This window comes from Methylopila musalis, from assembly GCF_042679725.1.
GTDB lineage: Bacteria > Pseudomonadota > Alphaproteobacteria > Rhizobiales > Methylopilaceae > Methylopila > Methylopila musalis.
The window spans coordinates 121,503-136,591 of the sequence record NZ_JBHTMX010000001.1; the positions used below are offsets into that span (position 1 = coordinate 121,503).

Annotated in this window: 11 protein-coding genes, 1 pseudogene and 1 riboswitch; of the genes and pseudogenes, 2 read left to right on the forward strand and 10 right to left on the reverse strand. The window is 70.6% G+C overall.

Features of this window, described 5'->3' with window-relative positions; translation table 11 throughout:
- Window positions 1-9 precede the first annotated feature (9 nt).
- From ACFQ4O_RS00525 to ACFQ4O_RS00545, 5 genes are all read right to left on the reverse strand, one after another.
- Window positions 10-435 carry an MAPEG family protein gene (locus ACFQ4O_RS00525; RefSeq protein WP_378773624.1) on the reverse strand — a complete coding sequence of 142 codons (426 nt, stop codon included), beginning with the start codon at window positions 433-435 and terminating at the stop codon, window positions 10-12.
- A 475-nt stretch (window positions 436-910) separates the two neighbouring features.
- Entirely contained in the window at window positions 911-2,401 is a 1,491-nt protein-coding gene (gene guaB / locus ACFQ4O_RS00530) for an IMP dehydrogenase (RefSeq protein ID WP_378773625.1), read from the reverse strand.
- A 606-nt stretch (window positions 2,402-3,007) separates the two neighbouring features.
- On the reverse strand, window positions 3,008-3,805 hold the full coding sequence (eutC, locus tag ACFQ4O_RS00535) for an ethanolamine ammonia-lyase subunit EutC (protein WP_378773626.1): 798 nt from the start codon (window positions 3,803-3,805) through the stop codon (window positions 3,008-3,010).
- A 12-nt stretch (window positions 3,806-3,817) separates the two neighbouring features.
- On the reverse strand, window positions 3,818-5,218 hold the full coding sequence (locus ACFQ4O_RS00540) for an ethanolamine ammonia-lyase subunit EutB (RefSeq protein ID WP_378773627.1): 1,401 nt from the start codon (window positions 5,216-5,218) through the stop codon (window positions 3,818-3,820).
- A 152-nt stretch (window positions 5,219-5,370) separates the two neighbouring features.
- Entirely contained in the window at window positions 5,371-5,844 is a 474-nt protein-coding gene (locus ACFQ4O_RS00545) for a hypothetical protein (protein WP_378773629.1), read from the reverse strand.
- A 224-nt stretch (window positions 5,845-6,068) separates the two neighbouring features.
- Here ACFQ4O_RS00545 and ACFQ4O_RS00550 point away from each other — a divergent pair, with 224 nt between their 5' ends.
- On the forward strand, window positions 6,069-7,517 hold the full coding sequence (locus ACFQ4O_RS00550; RefSeq protein ID WP_378773630.1) for an MFS transporter: 1,449 nt from the start codon (window positions 6,069-6,071) through the stop codon (window positions 7,515-7,517).
- A gap of 177 nt (window positions 7,518-7,694) precedes the next feature.
- Here ACFQ4O_RS00550 and ACFQ4O_RS00555 read toward each other — a convergent pair whose 3' ends face one another.
- Window positions 7,695-8,609 (reverse strand): UDP-3-O-acyl-N-acetylglucosamine deacetylase, encoded by a 915-nt coding sequence (locus tag ACFQ4O_RS00555; protein WP_378773631.1) that lies wholly within the window; start codon window positions 8,607-8,609, stop codon window positions 7,695-7,697.
- A gap of 102 nt (window positions 8,610-8,711) precedes the next feature.
- Here ACFQ4O_RS00555 and ACFQ4O_RS00560 point away from each other — a divergent pair, with 102 nt between their 5' ends.
- On the forward strand, window positions 8,712-9,332 hold the full coding sequence (locus tag ACFQ4O_RS00560; protein WP_378773632.1) for a superoxide dismutase family protein: 621 nt from the start codon (window positions 8,712-8,714) through the stop codon (window positions 9,330-9,332).
- A 245-nt stretch (window positions 9,333-9,577) separates the two neighbouring features.
- Here the strand turns inward: ACFQ4O_RS00560 and thiC are convergent, their stop codons facing one another.
- The 4 genes and pseudogenes from thiC to ACFQ4O_RS00580 all read right to left on the reverse strand — a co-directional run.
- A complete protein-coding gene (thiC, locus tag ACFQ4O_RS00565) occupies window positions 9,578-11,428 on the reverse strand; it encodes a phosphomethylpyrimidine synthase ThiC (protein ID WP_378773633.1) in 1,851 nt (616 codons plus the stop codon).
- Between the two features lie 80 nt (window positions 11,429-11,508).
- A riboswitch (TPP riboswitch) is annotated at window positions 11,509-11,618 on the reverse strand.
- 240 nt (window positions 11,619-11,858) lie between these two features.
- Window positions 11,859-13,667 (reverse strand): long-chain-acyl-CoA synthetase, encoded by a 1,809-nt coding sequence (locus ACFQ4O_RS00570; protein ID WP_378773635.1) that lies wholly within the window; start codon window positions 13,665-13,667, stop codon window positions 11,859-11,861.
- Window positions 13,668-13,788: 121 nt separating this feature from the next.
- Window positions 13,789-14,826 (reverse strand): CobW family GTP-binding protein, encoded by a 1,038-nt coding sequence (locus ACFQ4O_RS00575; RefSeq protein WP_378773636.1) that lies wholly within the window; start codon window positions 14,824-14,826, stop codon window positions 13,789-13,791.
- A 17-nt stretch (window positions 14,827-14,843) separates the two neighbouring features.
- Window positions 14,844-15,089: pseudogene (locus tag ACFQ4O_RS00580) on the reverse strand (D-alanyl-D-alanine carboxypeptidase family protein); the annotation flags it as partial.

Genomic DNA, 15,089 nt, shown 5'->3' on the forward strand with positions numbered 1-15,089 from the left:
GAAGAGCTTTCAGGCGGAGAGCAGAAGCACGCGCAGCGCGAACGTCAGCCACAGGACGGCGAGGATCACGACGCCCGCAAGGAACAGCGGAAACCGCAGCCGGACCTCGTTGGAGCCGGTGTGGACGACGGCGTGGGCGTAGCGGGAGGCCACGAACAGCCAGGACAGGAGCACGAAGACAAGATCGGCCGCGCGGGTGATCAGCGCCAGCACGACCAGAAGATAGAACAGCTGCGGCAGTTCGAGCTGGTTGTGGAACGCGTCGCTGACGGCCTGCGCGCGCTTCGGCCACTGGATGGCGCGGGTGGAGCCGCCGGTCGACCGGACCTCCCCCGCCCTCACCGCGCCCCAGCGCGCGACGCCCATCCAGACCAGCAGGCCGAAGGCGAGCGCCACGAGCGCGAAGACCGGAGACAGAATGGCGGCGACGGACATGGATGGCCTTTGTGCGAAAGCGGAAACGACGGGCAGGCCGAAGAGGTCGGGTGAAGATCGACACTCGCCGTCATGCCCGAGCTTGGCCCTCGGGCATCCACGACTTGAACGTCGAAGCGTCCGCGAACCGAAAGTCGTGGATACCCGCCTGTGGCGGGCATGACGGACGTGCGCGACGCAGTCCGCTTTCGCTTCCAGATGCGCTCGCGCCGACGATCGTCATAGGGCGTCGCGATCGCGCCGGATCAGATCGGTTGAGTCTTCTCCAGTCGGCTTTGAAGGGGAACGAATGTCATCGGCAAAAGCGAGGCGCTCCGCCGGCGACATAAGCCGCACGCCGACCCGTGCCTGAGGCTTCGAGACAAAAGACCTCGGCGGCGGCGCGGCCCTCAGACGATCGAGCGCAGCCGCGAGAGCGTCTTTCCGCCCGCCGGTCGCCATGGCGCTTCCTCCCAAAGCCTCGCCGGCCGGGAGCTTACACCATGCTGGGGTAGTTCGGGCTCTCGCGGGTGATGGTCACGTCGTGGACGTGACTTTCGCGCAGCGACGCGCCGGAGATGCGCACGAACTGGGCCTTCTCGTGCAGATCCGGCAGGGTGGCCGCGCCCACGTAGCCCATGGCGGCGCGCAGACCGCCGGCGAGCTGGTGCAGCACCGCGCCGACCGGGCCCTTGTAGGGCACCTGACCCTCGATGCCTTCCGGCACCAGCTTCAGCCGGTCGTTGACCTCGGCCTGGAAGTAACGGTCCGCCGAGCCTTGCGCCATGGCGCCCACCGAGCCCATGCCGCGGTAGGACTTGTAGGAGCGGCCCTGCCACAGGAACACGTCGCCGGGGCTCTCGTCGGTGCCCGCGAGCAGCGAGCCCACCATGGCCACGTCCGCGCCGGCGGCGATGGCCTTGGCGAGATCGCCCGAATACTTGATGCCGCCGTCGGCGATCACCGGCACGTCGGCCTTCTTGGCCGCCTCCACCGCTTCCATGATGGCGGTGAGCTGGGGCACGCCCACGCCCGCCACGATGCGGGTGGTGCAGATGGAGCCCGGCCCGATGCCGACCTTGACCGCGTCCGCGCCGGCGTCGATCAGCGCCTTGGTGGCGTCGCCGGTGGCGACGTTGCCGGCCACGATCTGCACCTCGTTCGAGATGCGCTTGATGCGGGCCACCACGTCGAGCACGTGCTGGGAATGCCCGTGGGCGGTGTCCACCACCACGAGGTCGCAGCCGGCGTCGATCAGCGCCTCGGCGCGGGCGTAGCCCTTGTCGCCCACCGTGGTGGCGGCGGCCACCCGAAGGCGCCCCTGCGCGTCCTTGTTGGCGTTCGGATTGGCGACCGCCTTTTCGATGTCCTTCACCGTGATCAGGCCGACGCAGTGGTAGGCGTCGTCCACCACCAGCAGCTTCTCGATGCGGTGATGGTGCAGCAGGCGCTTGGCTTCGTCCTGGTTCACGCCGTCCCGCACGGTGACGAGGTTGTCCTTCGTCATCAGCTCGGAGATCGGCTGGCGCATGTTGGTGGCGAAGCGCACGTCGCGGTTGGTTAGGATGCCGACCAGCTTGCCCGAGCGGCCGTTGGAGCCCTCCACCACCGGAATGCCGGAGATGCCGTTGCGCTTCATCAGCTCGAAGGCTTCGGCGAGCGTCGCGGTCGGGGCGATGGTGACCGGGTTCACCACCATGCCGCTCTCGAACTTCTTCACCTGCCGCACATGGGCGGCCTGCTCTTCGGGCTCGAGGTTGCGGTGGATGACGCCGACGCCGCCGGCCTGGGCCATGGCGATGGCCATGCGGGCCTCGGTCACCGTGTCCATGGCGGAGGAGATGATCGGCAGGTTGAGCGCGATGGTCTTGGTGACCCGCGAGCGCAGGTCCACCTCGCCGGGCATCACGTCCGACAGGCCCGGACGCAACAGCACGTCGTCGAAGGTGAGCGCTTCCCGCGCCAGAACGTCTTCGATGCGCGCCATGCCAGGCCTCCTCAATGTGACGCCGAGCGCGCCCGGGCGCCGCCCGCCGGCGTGCGCCCCAGTCGCGTCGCGCGGTGATCTCGCGCGAAACGGGTCGTGGAAAGTGGCGCGGACCTTTATCACGACGGCGTCGCCGCGCAAATGACGGCTGCGCCGAACAGCCCCGCTTTTCAAGCGGCGCTCCGCCGCAGCCGGACGGAGGGGGCGTCGGGCGCGCCGCATCGATGTGACCGAGGCGTCCGGTTCAGGCGCTGAGGACGCTACGCGGGCTGCCGGGCCTCCCCCTCACCCGGCGCTTGCGCGCCGACCTCTCCCCGCCGGGGAGAGGTGAAGGACGGAGCCGCCTGCGTCACCTCTCCCCAGCGGGGAGAGGTCGGAGGGCGCGAGCCCTCCGGGTGAGGGGGAAACGACACAGTGTGGGGGAAGCGACGCATGAAGCATAACGCGCCGCGCGACACCGCGCTCACCGTCATGCCCGCGCCTTCGCGCGGGTATCTACGACTTTGACGACACAGACGCTTGAACGCTCAAGTCGTGGATGCCCGAGGCAAGCTCGGGCATGACGGTGAGGGGAACCGGACCCGGACGCCGTCCCAAAACCGGCCCTCAGCCCACGTCTTCGATCAGGCCGGCGGCGTCGGGGGCGGCGAGCGCCACGTCGTCCTTCAGCTTCACGCCCGTCACCTGCCGGCGCAGCGCCTCGCGGGCGAGCCAGGCCAGCTTGTCGGCGGCGAGCGCGTAGGTGAGGCCGCCCTTGCCATGGATGTTGGAGATGCAGTTGCGCTCGCTGTCGCGCCGGCCCTTGCGGGGCTCGTAGGTGAGATAGACGCCGAGGCTCTCCGCCACCGACAGGCCCGGCCGCTCGCCGATCAGCATCACGCAGAGCTTTGCGCCCAGCGCCTCGCCGATCTCGTCGCCGAGCGCCACCCGCCCCTGCCGCGCCACAACCACCGGCGCCAGCGTGAAGCCGGAGAGCCGCTCCGCGGCCGCATGCACCACGGCGGCGGCGTGCATCTGCACAGCGGTGGCCGAAAGACCGTCCGCCACCACGAACACGACGTCGAAGCCGTCGCCCGCCGCCTCCAGCGCCGGCTTCGAGCCCGGGTCCAGCCGGCGGCCGAGATCCGGGCGGCGGAGGTAGCAGGAGCGGTCCGCGGCCTGGCTCGTGACCGTGATCGTCTCGAACGGCTTCAGCGCCGCCACGAGGTCGTCGGCGTCGAGCGGGGTGTGGACCGCGTCGCGGGCCTTGGCGTGGGCGTGCTGGAACTCGAGCACCGCGCCCAGCGGCTGGGCGTCGCCGCTGCGGCCGAGCCCCACCCGCGCGCTGGTCGCGGCGCGCAACGGGGTCCAGAGATCGGCGACCTTCGGGGCGTTCGCCTTCGGGGTTCCGGCGTCGTCGGTCATGGGGCGCGCTCCTCAGGCGACGCGGCGGGCGTGGTCGAGCAGGCGCGTCATGCGCGGATCGCTCGGCGCCAGTTCCTCGATGCGGCCGCCCGGCCCCACCATGCCCATGCGCTCCAGCCACGCCTCGAACTCGGGCGCGGCCTTCACGCCGAGGGTTGCGCGCAGGTAGAGCATGTCGTGGAACGACAGGCTCTGGTAGTTGAGCATCACGTCGTCCGCGCCCGGCACCGCGATCAGGAAGGTGACGCCGGCGACGGTCAGCAACGTCATCAGGCCGTCCATGTCGTCCTGGTCGGCTTCAGCGTGGTTGGTGTAGCAGACGTCGCAGCCCATGGGCAGGCCGAGCAGCTTGCCGCAGAAATGATCTTCGAGCCCGGCGCGGATGATCTGCTTGCCGTCGTAAAGATATTCCGGGCCGATGAAGCCGACCACGGTGTTGACGATCATCGGATCGAACGCCCGCGCCACCGCATAGGCACGCGTCTCCATGGTCTGCTGGTCGACGCCGTGATGGGCGTCGGCGGAGAGGGCCGCGCCCTGGCCGGTCTCGAAATACATCACGTTCTGGCCGACCACGCCGCGCTTCAGCGCCAGCGCCGCCTCGTGGGCCTCCTTCAGCACGGCGAGATCGACGCCGAACCCCCGGTTCGCGGCCTCGGAGCCCGCCACCGACTGGAACACGAGGTCCACCGGCGCGCGGCGGTTCATGATCTCGATGGCGTTGGTCACATGGGTCAGCACGCAGGTCTGCGCCGGAATGTCGTAGGACTGGCGCAGCGCGTCCAGCATCTCCATCAGCGCGATGGCGTTCGGCACGTTGTCGGTGGCGGGATTGATGCCGATCACCGCGTCGCCCACGCCGTAGAGCAGGCCGTCCAGCACCGAGACGGCGATGCCGCGCAGATCGTCGGTGGGATGGTTCGGCTGCAGCCGCGAGCCGAGCCGGCCCGGCAGGCCGAGCGTGGTGCGGAAGGCGGTGACCACCTGCCGCTTCTTCGCCACCGCGATCAGGTCCTGATTGCGCATCAGCTTGGAGACGGCGGCCACCATCTCGGGCGTCAGGCCCGGCGACAGCGCCGCCAGCGCCGCCGCGTCCGCCTCGTGGCTTAGGAGCCAGTCCCGGAAACCGCCCACGGTGAGATGGGCCACCGGCGCAAAAGCCTCCGCGTCATGGCCGTCGACGATGAGGCGGGTGACCTCGTCCTCCTCGTAAGGAACGAGCGCCTCGGAGAGGAAGGTCGTGAGCGGCAGGTCGGCCAGCGCGTAGCGGGCGGCGACGCGCTCGGCGTCGGTCTCGGCCGCAAGCCCCGCCAGCTCGTCGCCAGACCGGCGCGGCGAGGCCTTGGCCAGAAGCTCCTTCAGATCGGCGAACACGTAACGCTCGCCGCCGACGTCGCTGCGATAGGCGCCCACACCCGTTCTCCCGCCTGTCCCATGCGTCCCGGCTTCCGCGGCCGGGTCCGCCTCAGGGGAGAAAGATTAGGCTTTTGGATGAGGCGCGCAATGCGTTCCCACGAAAAACGGCGAAAAACCACGCCCGCGGGCGACGCCGCCCGAACGCCCTGTCACGCCGGCCAGAGCGTCACCGCGATCACGTCCGGCTCGACCGGAACGCTGTCGTCGCGGCCCTCCGGGTGCTCCATCCACTCGATGCGGACGTTCACGCGCTCGGCGTCGAGAACGAACAGCGGCCCCGCCGGCAGCGGATGAGGGAACGAGGGGCTCGACAGCCCGAAGGCGCGCGACGGAAACGACGCCGTCGCGGTGGAAACCCGCGTCCACGGCCTGCCGCTCAGGGGCTCGACGGGGCTTCCCTCCGGTTCGGACGCGTAGATGGCGATCTGGATGTGCTGCTGCAGGCAGCCTTGCGTGTAGACGACCAGACCCGCCTTCGGCGTGGCGACGCCGGTCTGTTCCATCTGGGGCGTGATCTCGACCGGCGCCTCGAAGGCGACGTCGCCGCAATCCACCAGATAGAACTGCCCGTAATCCGACTGCCAGGCGAATCTGGCCCAGCCCTGCGGCGACGCCACGCCCATGCCCGCTCCCCTTGCTCCAAACCTCGTTCGGACCACCTTGTCCCCCATCGCGCGCCGAAGGCCACCCCGTCGCGCCCGATGACGTCGCCCCTGCCCCGCAATCGCGGGTCCCGCCCTTCGCACAGACCCGCCGTGCGGGAACGCCCCTCGCGGCCCAGCGCGCGTGGGACTAAATGATCCTCCGCTCATTTCACCTCTTCTTCTCCCCCGGTCCGAAAGCCCCCATGCCGATCCGCGCGCCCGCCTCCGTTCCCGGCCGCATTCTGGTGCCGCTGATCGTGGCCTGCGCGCTGTTCATGGAGCATCTCGACTCCACGGTGCTCGCGACCTCGCTGCCGGCGATCGCGCAGGACATGGGCGTCAGCCCCATCGACCTGAAGCTCGCCCTCACCTCCTACCTGCTCAGCCTCGCGGTGTTCATCCCCGTGTCCGGCTGGATGGCGGACCGGCTCGGCGCGCGGCTGGTGTTCCGGGGGGCGATCGTGCTGTTCGCCTTCGGCTCGCTGCTGGCCGGCCTGTCGTCCAGCATGGGCGAGATCGTCGCCGCCCGCGTGGTGCAGGGCGTCGGCGGCGCCATGATGGCGCCGGTCGGCCGGCTGGTGATCCTGCGGCTGGTGCCGAAATCGGAGCTCGTCGGCTCGCTCGCCTGGCTCACCATTCCGGCGCTGATCGGCCCGGTGCTCGGGCCGCCGGTGGGCGGCTTCATCACCACATGGTTCTCCTGGCGCTGGATCTTCTGGATCAACCTGCCGATCGCGGCGCTCGGCCTCGTGCTCGCGACGCTCTACATCCCCGACGTCCGGGCGGAGGAGCGCACGCCGTTCGACGGGCCGGGGTTCGTGCTGTCGGGGGTCGGGCTGGCGGCGCTGGTCGCAGGCTCCGCCACGCTCGGCATCGACGTGATCCCGAAGCTCTGGTCGGTCGGCCTGCTGGTCGGCGGCGCGGCCGCCTTCGCGCTTTACATCCGGCACGCGCGCCGCGCGGCGCATCCGATCCTCGATCTCGGCCTGTTCCGGAGCCGCACCTTCCGCGTCTCGGTGCTGGGCGGCTCGCTGTTCCGGGTCGGCGTCGGGGCCGCGCCGTTCCTGCTGCCGCTGCTGTTTCAGGTCGGCTTCGGGCTCACGGCGTTCCAGTCGGGCATGCTCACCTTCGCCTCCGCGCTCGGCGCGCTCGCCATGAAGTTCGCGGCGAAGCCCATCCTCAGGCTGCTCGGCTTCCGCGCGGTGCTGGTCGGCAACGCCGCGCTCGCCGCGGGCTTCATGACGCTGCCGGCGTGGTTCTCGGCGGAGACGCCCTCCAGCCTGATCCTCGCCGCGCTGCTGATCGGCGGCTTCTTCCGCTCGCTGCAGTTCACCGCCATCAACGCGCTCGGCTACGCCGACGTGGACGGCGCCCACATGAGCCGCGCCACCAGCCTCGCAAGCGTGGCGCAGCAGGTGTCGCTGGCGCTCGGCGTCACGGTGGCCGCGAGCCTCTTGGAGGCGCAGCTCGCGCTCAGCGGCGCGGCGACGCTGAGCGCGGGCGACTTCCCGCTCGCCTTCATCGCCATCGGCGTGATCTCGGCCGCCTCGATCCTGCTGTTCGCCCGGCTGACGCCGGCCGATGGCGTCGAGGTCTCCGGCCACCGCCTGCCCACGCCCGACCCCGTGACGGACGCCCGCGACCGGGACTGACGCGGAATTCGGCGGGTCGGATCGGCGATGTCCTACTCGACCGTCATGCCCGAGCTTGTCTCGGGCATCCACGACTTGAGCGTTCAGGCGTCTGTGTCGTCAAAGTCGTGGATACCCGCGCGAAGGCGCGGGCATGACGGCGTTTGGGGCGTCCTCGTCCGCCGTTTACGTACGCGCTCAACCCCGGCGCAGCGCGCCGTCGTCGCCGACGACCACCAGTTCGGTCGCGTCCGGGTCGCGCATCAGAGCCGACAGCAGGCCGTAATTCGGATCGTGCCCCGGCCGGGAGGCGAACACCCGGCCAAGCAGCGGGTGGCCGGCGAGCGCCAGATCGCCCACCAGATCGAGCGCCCGGTGGCGCACCGGCTCGTCGGGCATGCGCAGGCCGCCGACCGCGCCCGCGCCATAGAGCGCCACCACGTTCTCGGAACTCGCGCCCCTCAGCACCGGCTCGCCGAAGCGCCGGAAAAAGCCGAGAATCTTGGCCGGCAGCGCCCATTTCAGCCGGCCGAAGCTGCGCGACGGCGCAAGCTCGCGTGGGAACACGTCCGGCGTCGGCCGCCCGGTCCATTTGAGCTGGCCGAAATGGGACAGCGTGATCGCCACCTCGAGCTCGAACCGCTCCGCCGGATCGATCCGCAGCCGGTGCGCCTTCTCCGCATGGGCGACGCGCTTGCGCACCTTGAGGTAGCGCCGCGGCGCGGCCTGCTCCACGCGGCCGACCGCGAGAATGCGCTCGCACCAGGGCGCGGCGCTGCCGTCGAGGATCGGCAGCTCCTCGCCGTCGAGGTCGATGCGGGCGTTGTCGATGGCGAGCGCCGACAGCGCGGCCAGCAGATGCTCCACCGTGCGCACCAGCGGCCCGTCGCCCACCTGCAGCGCGGTGCAGAGCGGGCGCGAGCGCCGGTTCGGCCACAGCGCCGGCACCTCCGCCACGCCGCGTTTGCCGGCGCGAAAGAAGCGCACGCCGTGGCCTTCCGGCGCGGGCGAGGCCCTGAGCCGCGTGATCCGGCCGGTGTGGAGCCCGACGCCCGAGGCCTCGAACGCGCCGCCGAGCGTGGCCTCAAACCGGGGAAGCGGGTCCGCGATCACGGACGCGGCGCCGTTTCGTCAAGGAACCAACCCGTCGGACGGGCCATTGAGCCCGTGACAGGACCGGGGCGAACCCGGCCGCGCTTACGACGGAGACGCGTCATGAACCTTCCTTTCGCCGCCGCCGGCCTGATCGCCGTGGCGAGCCTCGCCGCCCCCGCCGCCTTCGCCGAACCCACAGCGAAGGGGCTGGTGCGACAGCAGACCCCCGCCACCGCGCAGGAGACCACCACGGCGCCGGGTCAGGCCGCCGCCGCGACCGGACAGGCCGCGTCGGCCCCCGCTCCCGACACGTACGAAATCCTCGGGAAGGAGGGCAAGCGCATCGGCGAGGCGTCGTTCACGGCCTCGCCCCACGGCGTGCTCATCGACATCACGGTCGAGGCGGGCGCGCTGCCGCCGGGCAAGCGCGGCCTGCACTTGCACGAAAAGGGCGACTGCTCCGACCACGGCGAGTTCAAGAAGGCCGGGTCGCACGAAGGCCATGGCGAGGGCAAGCACGGGCTGCTGAACCCGAACGGGCCGGAGCCGGGCGACCTGCCGAACCTGATCGTGCTCTCGGACGGCTCGGCGCAGGCGGCGCTGTTCACCAATCTGGTGAAGCTCGACCAGCTCAAGGACGGCGACGGCTCGGCGCTGATCATCCACGCCGAGAAGGACGACCACATCTCCCAGCCGATCGGCAACGCCGGCGCCCGCGTCGCCTGCGCGGCCATAAAGTGACGTGAGAGGGGCGGCGCGGACTTGCGCGCCGCCTCTCTTTTTTTGTCCGCCGAAAGCGGACGCGACGAGCGTCCCGTTGAACCATCGGGACGCTGTTTGAGCGTTCAGGAACGCCGTCATGCCCGAGCTTGGCCTCGGGTATCCACGACTTCGCCGCTCAGGTTTTCACCCGGCAGAACGTCGGGAATACCCGGCTTCGCCGGGCATGACGGTTTGGCTTGGCGTCGCTCGGACGCCTCAGCCCGTCACTCGGCGGCGACGTAGAGCGCGCCGCCCTGCTTCAGGAACTCCTCCGACTTCTGCTTCATGCCCGCCTCCGCTTCGAACGAGACGTTCTGGGCGCGGACTTCGGCGCGCAGGTCCTGCGTGATCTTCATGGAGCAGAACTTCGGCCCGCACATGGAGCAGAAATGCGCCACCTTGTGCGCGTCCTTCGGCAGGGTCTCGTCGTGGTAGGCGCGGGCGGTGTCCGGGTCGAGCGAGAGGTTGAACTGGTCCTCCCAGCGGAAGTCGAACCGCGCCCGGCTCAGGGCGTCGTCCCGGAGCTTGGCCGCCGGATGACCCTTGGCGAGATCCGCCGCATGGGCCGCGATGCGGTAGGTGATGACGCCGGTCTTCACGTCGTCGCGGTTCGGCAGGCCGAGATGCTCTTTCGGCGTGACGTAGCAGAGCATGGCGGTGCCGAACCAGCCGATCATGGCCGCGCCGATGCCGGACGTGATGTGGTCGTAACCCGGCGCCACGTCGGTGGTGAGCGGCCCGAGCGTGTAGAACGGCGCCTCGCCGCACACCTTGAGCTGCTTGTCCATGTTGGCCTTGATCTTGTGCATCGGCACATGGCCGGGGCCCTCGATCATGACCTGGCAACCCTTGTCCCAGGCGATCTTGGTCAGCTCGCCCAGCGTCTCCAGCTCGGCGAACTGGGCGGCGTCGTTGGCGTCGGCGATGGAGCCGGGCCGCAGGCCGTCGCCCAGCGAGAACGACACGTCATACTTGCGCATGATGTCGCAGATCTCGTCGAAGCGCTCGTAGAGGAAGCTCTCGCGATGCCCGGCGAGGCACCAGCGCGCCATGATCGAGCCGCCGCGGGAGACGATGCCGGTGACGCGGTTCGCGGTCAGCGGCACATGGGCGAGGCGCACGCCCGCGTGGATGGTGAAGTAGTCGACGCCCTGCTCGGCCTGCTCGATCAGCGTGTCCTTGAACACCTCCCAGTCGAGCTTCAGCGGATCGCCGTCCACCTTCTCAAGCGCCTGATAGATCGGCACCGTGCCGATCGGCACCGGCGAGTTGCGGATGATCCAGGAGCGGATGTTGTGGATGTTGCGGCCGGTGGAGAGGTCCATCACCGTGTCGCCGCCCCAGCGGATGGCCCAGACGAGCTTCTCCACCTCTTCCGCCGCGCCCGAGGTGACGGCCGAATTGCCGATGTTGGCGTTGACCTTCACCAGGAAGTTGCGGCCGATCGCCATCGGCTCCAGTTCGACGTGGTTGATGTTGGCCGGGATGATGGCCCGGCCGCGCGCCACTTCCGAGCGCACGAATTCCGGCGTCACGAATTCGGGGATCTCGGCGCCGAAATCCTCGCCGTCCGCCCGGCGCTCGTCGGAGCCGGCGACCGCCGCCTCGCGGGCGAGGTTCTCGCGGAACGCCACATAGACCATCTCCTCGGTGATGATCCCGGCCTTGGCGAACTCGTACTGGGTGACGAGCTGGCCCGCGGCCGCCTCGCGGATCGCGCGGGTCGCCGGACACGGCGCCACCAGACGCTCGGCGGAGACGTTGCCGTTGTCCTCGGGCTTCACGGCGCGGCCGGCGACGCTGGCGTAGCCGCGCGCCGCGATCCACGCCTCGCGCACCGCCGGCAGGCCGTTCGCCAGATCGATCGCCGGGTCGGTCTCGGTGTAGGGGCCGGACGGATCGTAGACCCGCACCGGCGGCTCGTTCGGGTCGCTCAGCGCGATCTCGCGGAACGGCACCCGCAGCTCCGGATGGGACGCCGGCGCGGCGTAGACCTTGCGGGAGCCGAAGATCGGCCCGGTGGTGACGCTTTCCGGCGCGGCCTTCGCGTCCTTCGGCGGAACATGGACGTTCATGGGGGATCTCCTCCTCGATGTTATCGTTCAGGAGATCCGGGATGGTGACGAAAAAGTCTGGGAGGCCGCGCTCACGCCGCGCGGCCACAAGCTCCCGTCCCTTCGCCGGCATGACCCGGATCAGGTTCTAAGGGATCGGCGTCGCGCCATCTCAGCCCGGCATTGCAGCCGGACGCCCCTCGGAATGGGGGTGAGGTTAGAAGCGGTCGAAGCTCTTGTCGAGACGAAAGGTCGCGGGAGGGGCTGACGGAGGCGCGCCCACTTTCTTGTCCCGGCCCTGAGCCGGGACCCAGACGCCCGCCGTCTCAAGGCCATGGCGACGGTTTCGCGCATTCCGGAAACGCCAGCGTTTCTGGGTCCCGGCTCAGGGCCGGGACAAGAAAGTGACGGCGCATCGCAACCTCGCGCGCCCTCTCAGCCCGCGGCTCGCTTACGGCCGAATGCGCTGCGTCACGATCGCGTCGTAGAGCGCGGCGTCGAGGGGGGCGTAGCGGTTTTCGTTGGGGTGGGCGAAATAGAGCGGATCCGTCGTGCGGGCGGGGTCGGCGCCCTCGTCCACCAGATCGACCTTGCGCTGCTTCAGCGTGCCGGTGACCTCCACCTCCGGGGCGAGGCGCAGGAACACGGGGCGGGCGTAATGGGGCAGGCTGCGGCGCACGTGGTCGTGCAGGGCCTGAAGGTCGACGCCCTCCTCCGCCGGCGCGATCAGCGCCATGCCGGCGCGGCCGTCATAGCCGGGGATGCGCACGCCGTAGACGTTCACGTCCCGCACGCCCGGAAACACCGAGATCGCCTCGGAGACCTCGGAGGTCGCCACGTTCTCGCCCTTCCAGCGGAAGGTGTCGCCGATGCGGTCCACGAAGTAGAAGTAGCCTTGCGCGTCCTTGCGCATCAGGTCGCCCGTGCGGAACCAGCGGTCGCCGGGCTCGAAGGCGTCCGCCAGGATCTTGCGGCGGGTGGCCTCCGGGTCGGCGTAGCCCTCGAAGCGCATGGAGGGCTTGGACGGATCGTTGAGGATGCGCCCGATGATCTCGCCCACCTCGCCCGGCGCGCATTCGATGCAGCGCCCGTCCGGCCCCCGCACCGGCTCGCCCGCCTCCATGTCGAAGCGCACCACCTTGGTGGGGAACTTGCGCTTCATGTAGAACGGGATGCGCCCGACCGCGCCCTCGGCGCCGTCGAAGTTGAACAGCGCCACGTTGCCCTCGGTCGCCGCGTACCATTCCAGCACGCGGGGGATGCGGAAGCGCTCCACGAAGGTCGGCCACACGTCCGGCCGCATGCCGTTGCCGCAGGCGAGCCGCACCTTGTGCCGCGTCTCGCCCGCGCTCACCGGGGTGTGGATCAGGTAGCGGCAGAGTTCGCCGATGTACTCGATCATGGTGCATTCGGTGGCGGCCACGTCGTCCCAGAACGCGCTGGCGCGGAACCGCTCCCGGATCACCACCGAGGCGCCCACCAGCAGCGGCGCGCAGGCCGCGATGACGCCGCCGACCGTGTGGTACATGGGCAGGCAGTCGTACATGCGGTCGTCGGCGCGCACGCCCATCACGCCCATGAAGCCGTGGGAGATCGCCATCAGCCGGTAGTGGTTGATGTTGGCGGCCTTGGGCATGCCGGTGGTGCCGCTGGTGTAGATGAACAGCGCCCGGTCGTCGATGGAGAGCGCCGGCAGCTCCTCCGGCGGCAGCGGCGCGCCGTCGAGCGCCTCCGCGGCGTGGTCGGCGCGCGGCCCGCGCTGCGCCTCGCCGCCATGGCGACAGGCCTGCGGCCGGGGCTGATGCGTCACCCGCGCCTCCGCCTCGGCGTAGGCCGCCGCGAGTTCAGCGCCCACCACCACGTGTTTCGGCGCGACGATGCTGACGCAATGAGCGAGCGGCGCGCCGGTGAGGTTGGTGTTGAGCAGCGCCACCACGCCGCCGACCCGTGTGACGCCGACCCAGAAGGCCAGATAGTCCGGCCGGTTGAGCGACATCAGCGCCACCACGTCGCCCTTGGCGACGCCGTTCGCTTTGGCCCAGCGGGCGTAGGCGTTGGCGCGGGCGTCGAGCTCGGCGTAGGTGAAGGTCTCGCGGTCGGAGATCAGGGCCACGCGGTCGCCATGGGTCGCCGCGAGTTCGGCCACCACGTGCGGGAACACGCGCGAGCGGTTGCGCCCGATGTGGGTGGTCGCCTTCAGCGCGCGCAGAGCGCCGGTGACGCAGCGCCATTCCCGCGTGAGCCGAGACGCCCGAGCCATGAACCACCTCCCGCAGCGCGCCTTGAAGCCTGACGAAGCGGCTTCGGCGCGTTCGTATCGTTGTCCGTTCGCCGCCCATGAAGCCCGCCACGGCGGGCGGTGTCCAGAGCGGAGGGTCGCCTCAGCCGAGCAGGCCGCCCGACGATGGCGTGAGCGGGCTTGCGACCAGCGCCGCCCGGTCGGCCCGGTCCGGCGCCACCTGTCCGGCGAAAGCGGCGTAGAGGCCGGCGAGCAGACCGGGGTCCAGATTCTCGCCGATGGCGACCAGTCGGGTGCGGCGGTCCTCGTCCGGCCAGGCGTCCAGAAAGCGCGGCGGCGCGAACACGTGGCGCACGCCCTGCACCAGCAGCGGCCGGTCCGGCTCCTCCACCAGACGGATCAGCCCTTTGAGCCGCAGCACCTTGGCGGCGTGGGCCGAGCGCAGCAGCTCCACGAACAGATCGTAGGCCGCGCGGGTCAGCGGCGCCTCGCTCTCCATGCTGACGGAGCGCACCGCGCCATGGCCGAGCGGCGCAGCGTCGAGGCCCCGGCGCGGGCCTTCCACCGGCGCGATCAGGGCCGCGGCGTCCGCTCCCTGAGCGTCGATCACCTCCGCCGTGGGCGCGAGCCGGGCGACGCCCGCGCGGGCCGCGGCGATCTGGTCGGGCGTCGCCACGTCGGTCTTGGAGAGCGCGATCCGGTCGGCCATGGCGACCTGGCGGGCGGCCTCCGGCGAGGTCGCAAGCGTCGCGCCGGCGTCGGAGGCGTCCACCACCGTCACCACGGCGGCGATGTGGAACCGCAGCGCCAGATAGGGATGCAGCATCAGCGTCTGCAGCGCGGGCGCGGGGTCGGCGAGGCCGGTGGTCTCGATCACCAGCCGGTCGAACGGAGGCAGGCGGCCGTTGTCGCGGGCGCGCAGCAGGTTCTCCAGCGCGTCCACCAGCTCGCCGCGCACGCCGCAGCACAGGCAGCCGCCGGCGAGCGCGATCACGCCCTCCTCCGCGTGCTCCACCAGCAGATGGTCGACGCCGATCTCGCCCAACTCGTTCACCAGCACCGCGGCGCCCGAAAGCGCCGGATCGCGCAGCAGGCGGTTCAGCAGCGTGGTCTTGCCCGCCCCGAGGAAGCCGGTGAGCAGGACAAGCGGCAACGGCTCCGGGCGGCGCGGATCGGTCATGGCGCGGGATCAGGCCTTCAGAACGCGGACGCGCCGGCCGGCTGGGCGTTGCGGCCGATGGAGCCGGACAGCGGCTGGGGCGCCGTGGCGCCGGCGCCGAGCGTCTTGGTGCCCGGTTTGGCGGCGGGCTTGGCGCCGGATTTCGGCGTCAGCTCCACCTTCACCCGGCCGTCCTTCGCCGCCGCCTTCGCGGGCTTGGCCGCGGCCTTCTTCTTCGGCGCGTCGGCGCGCAGCGACTTGGTCTGGGCCGCGCCCGGGCGCAC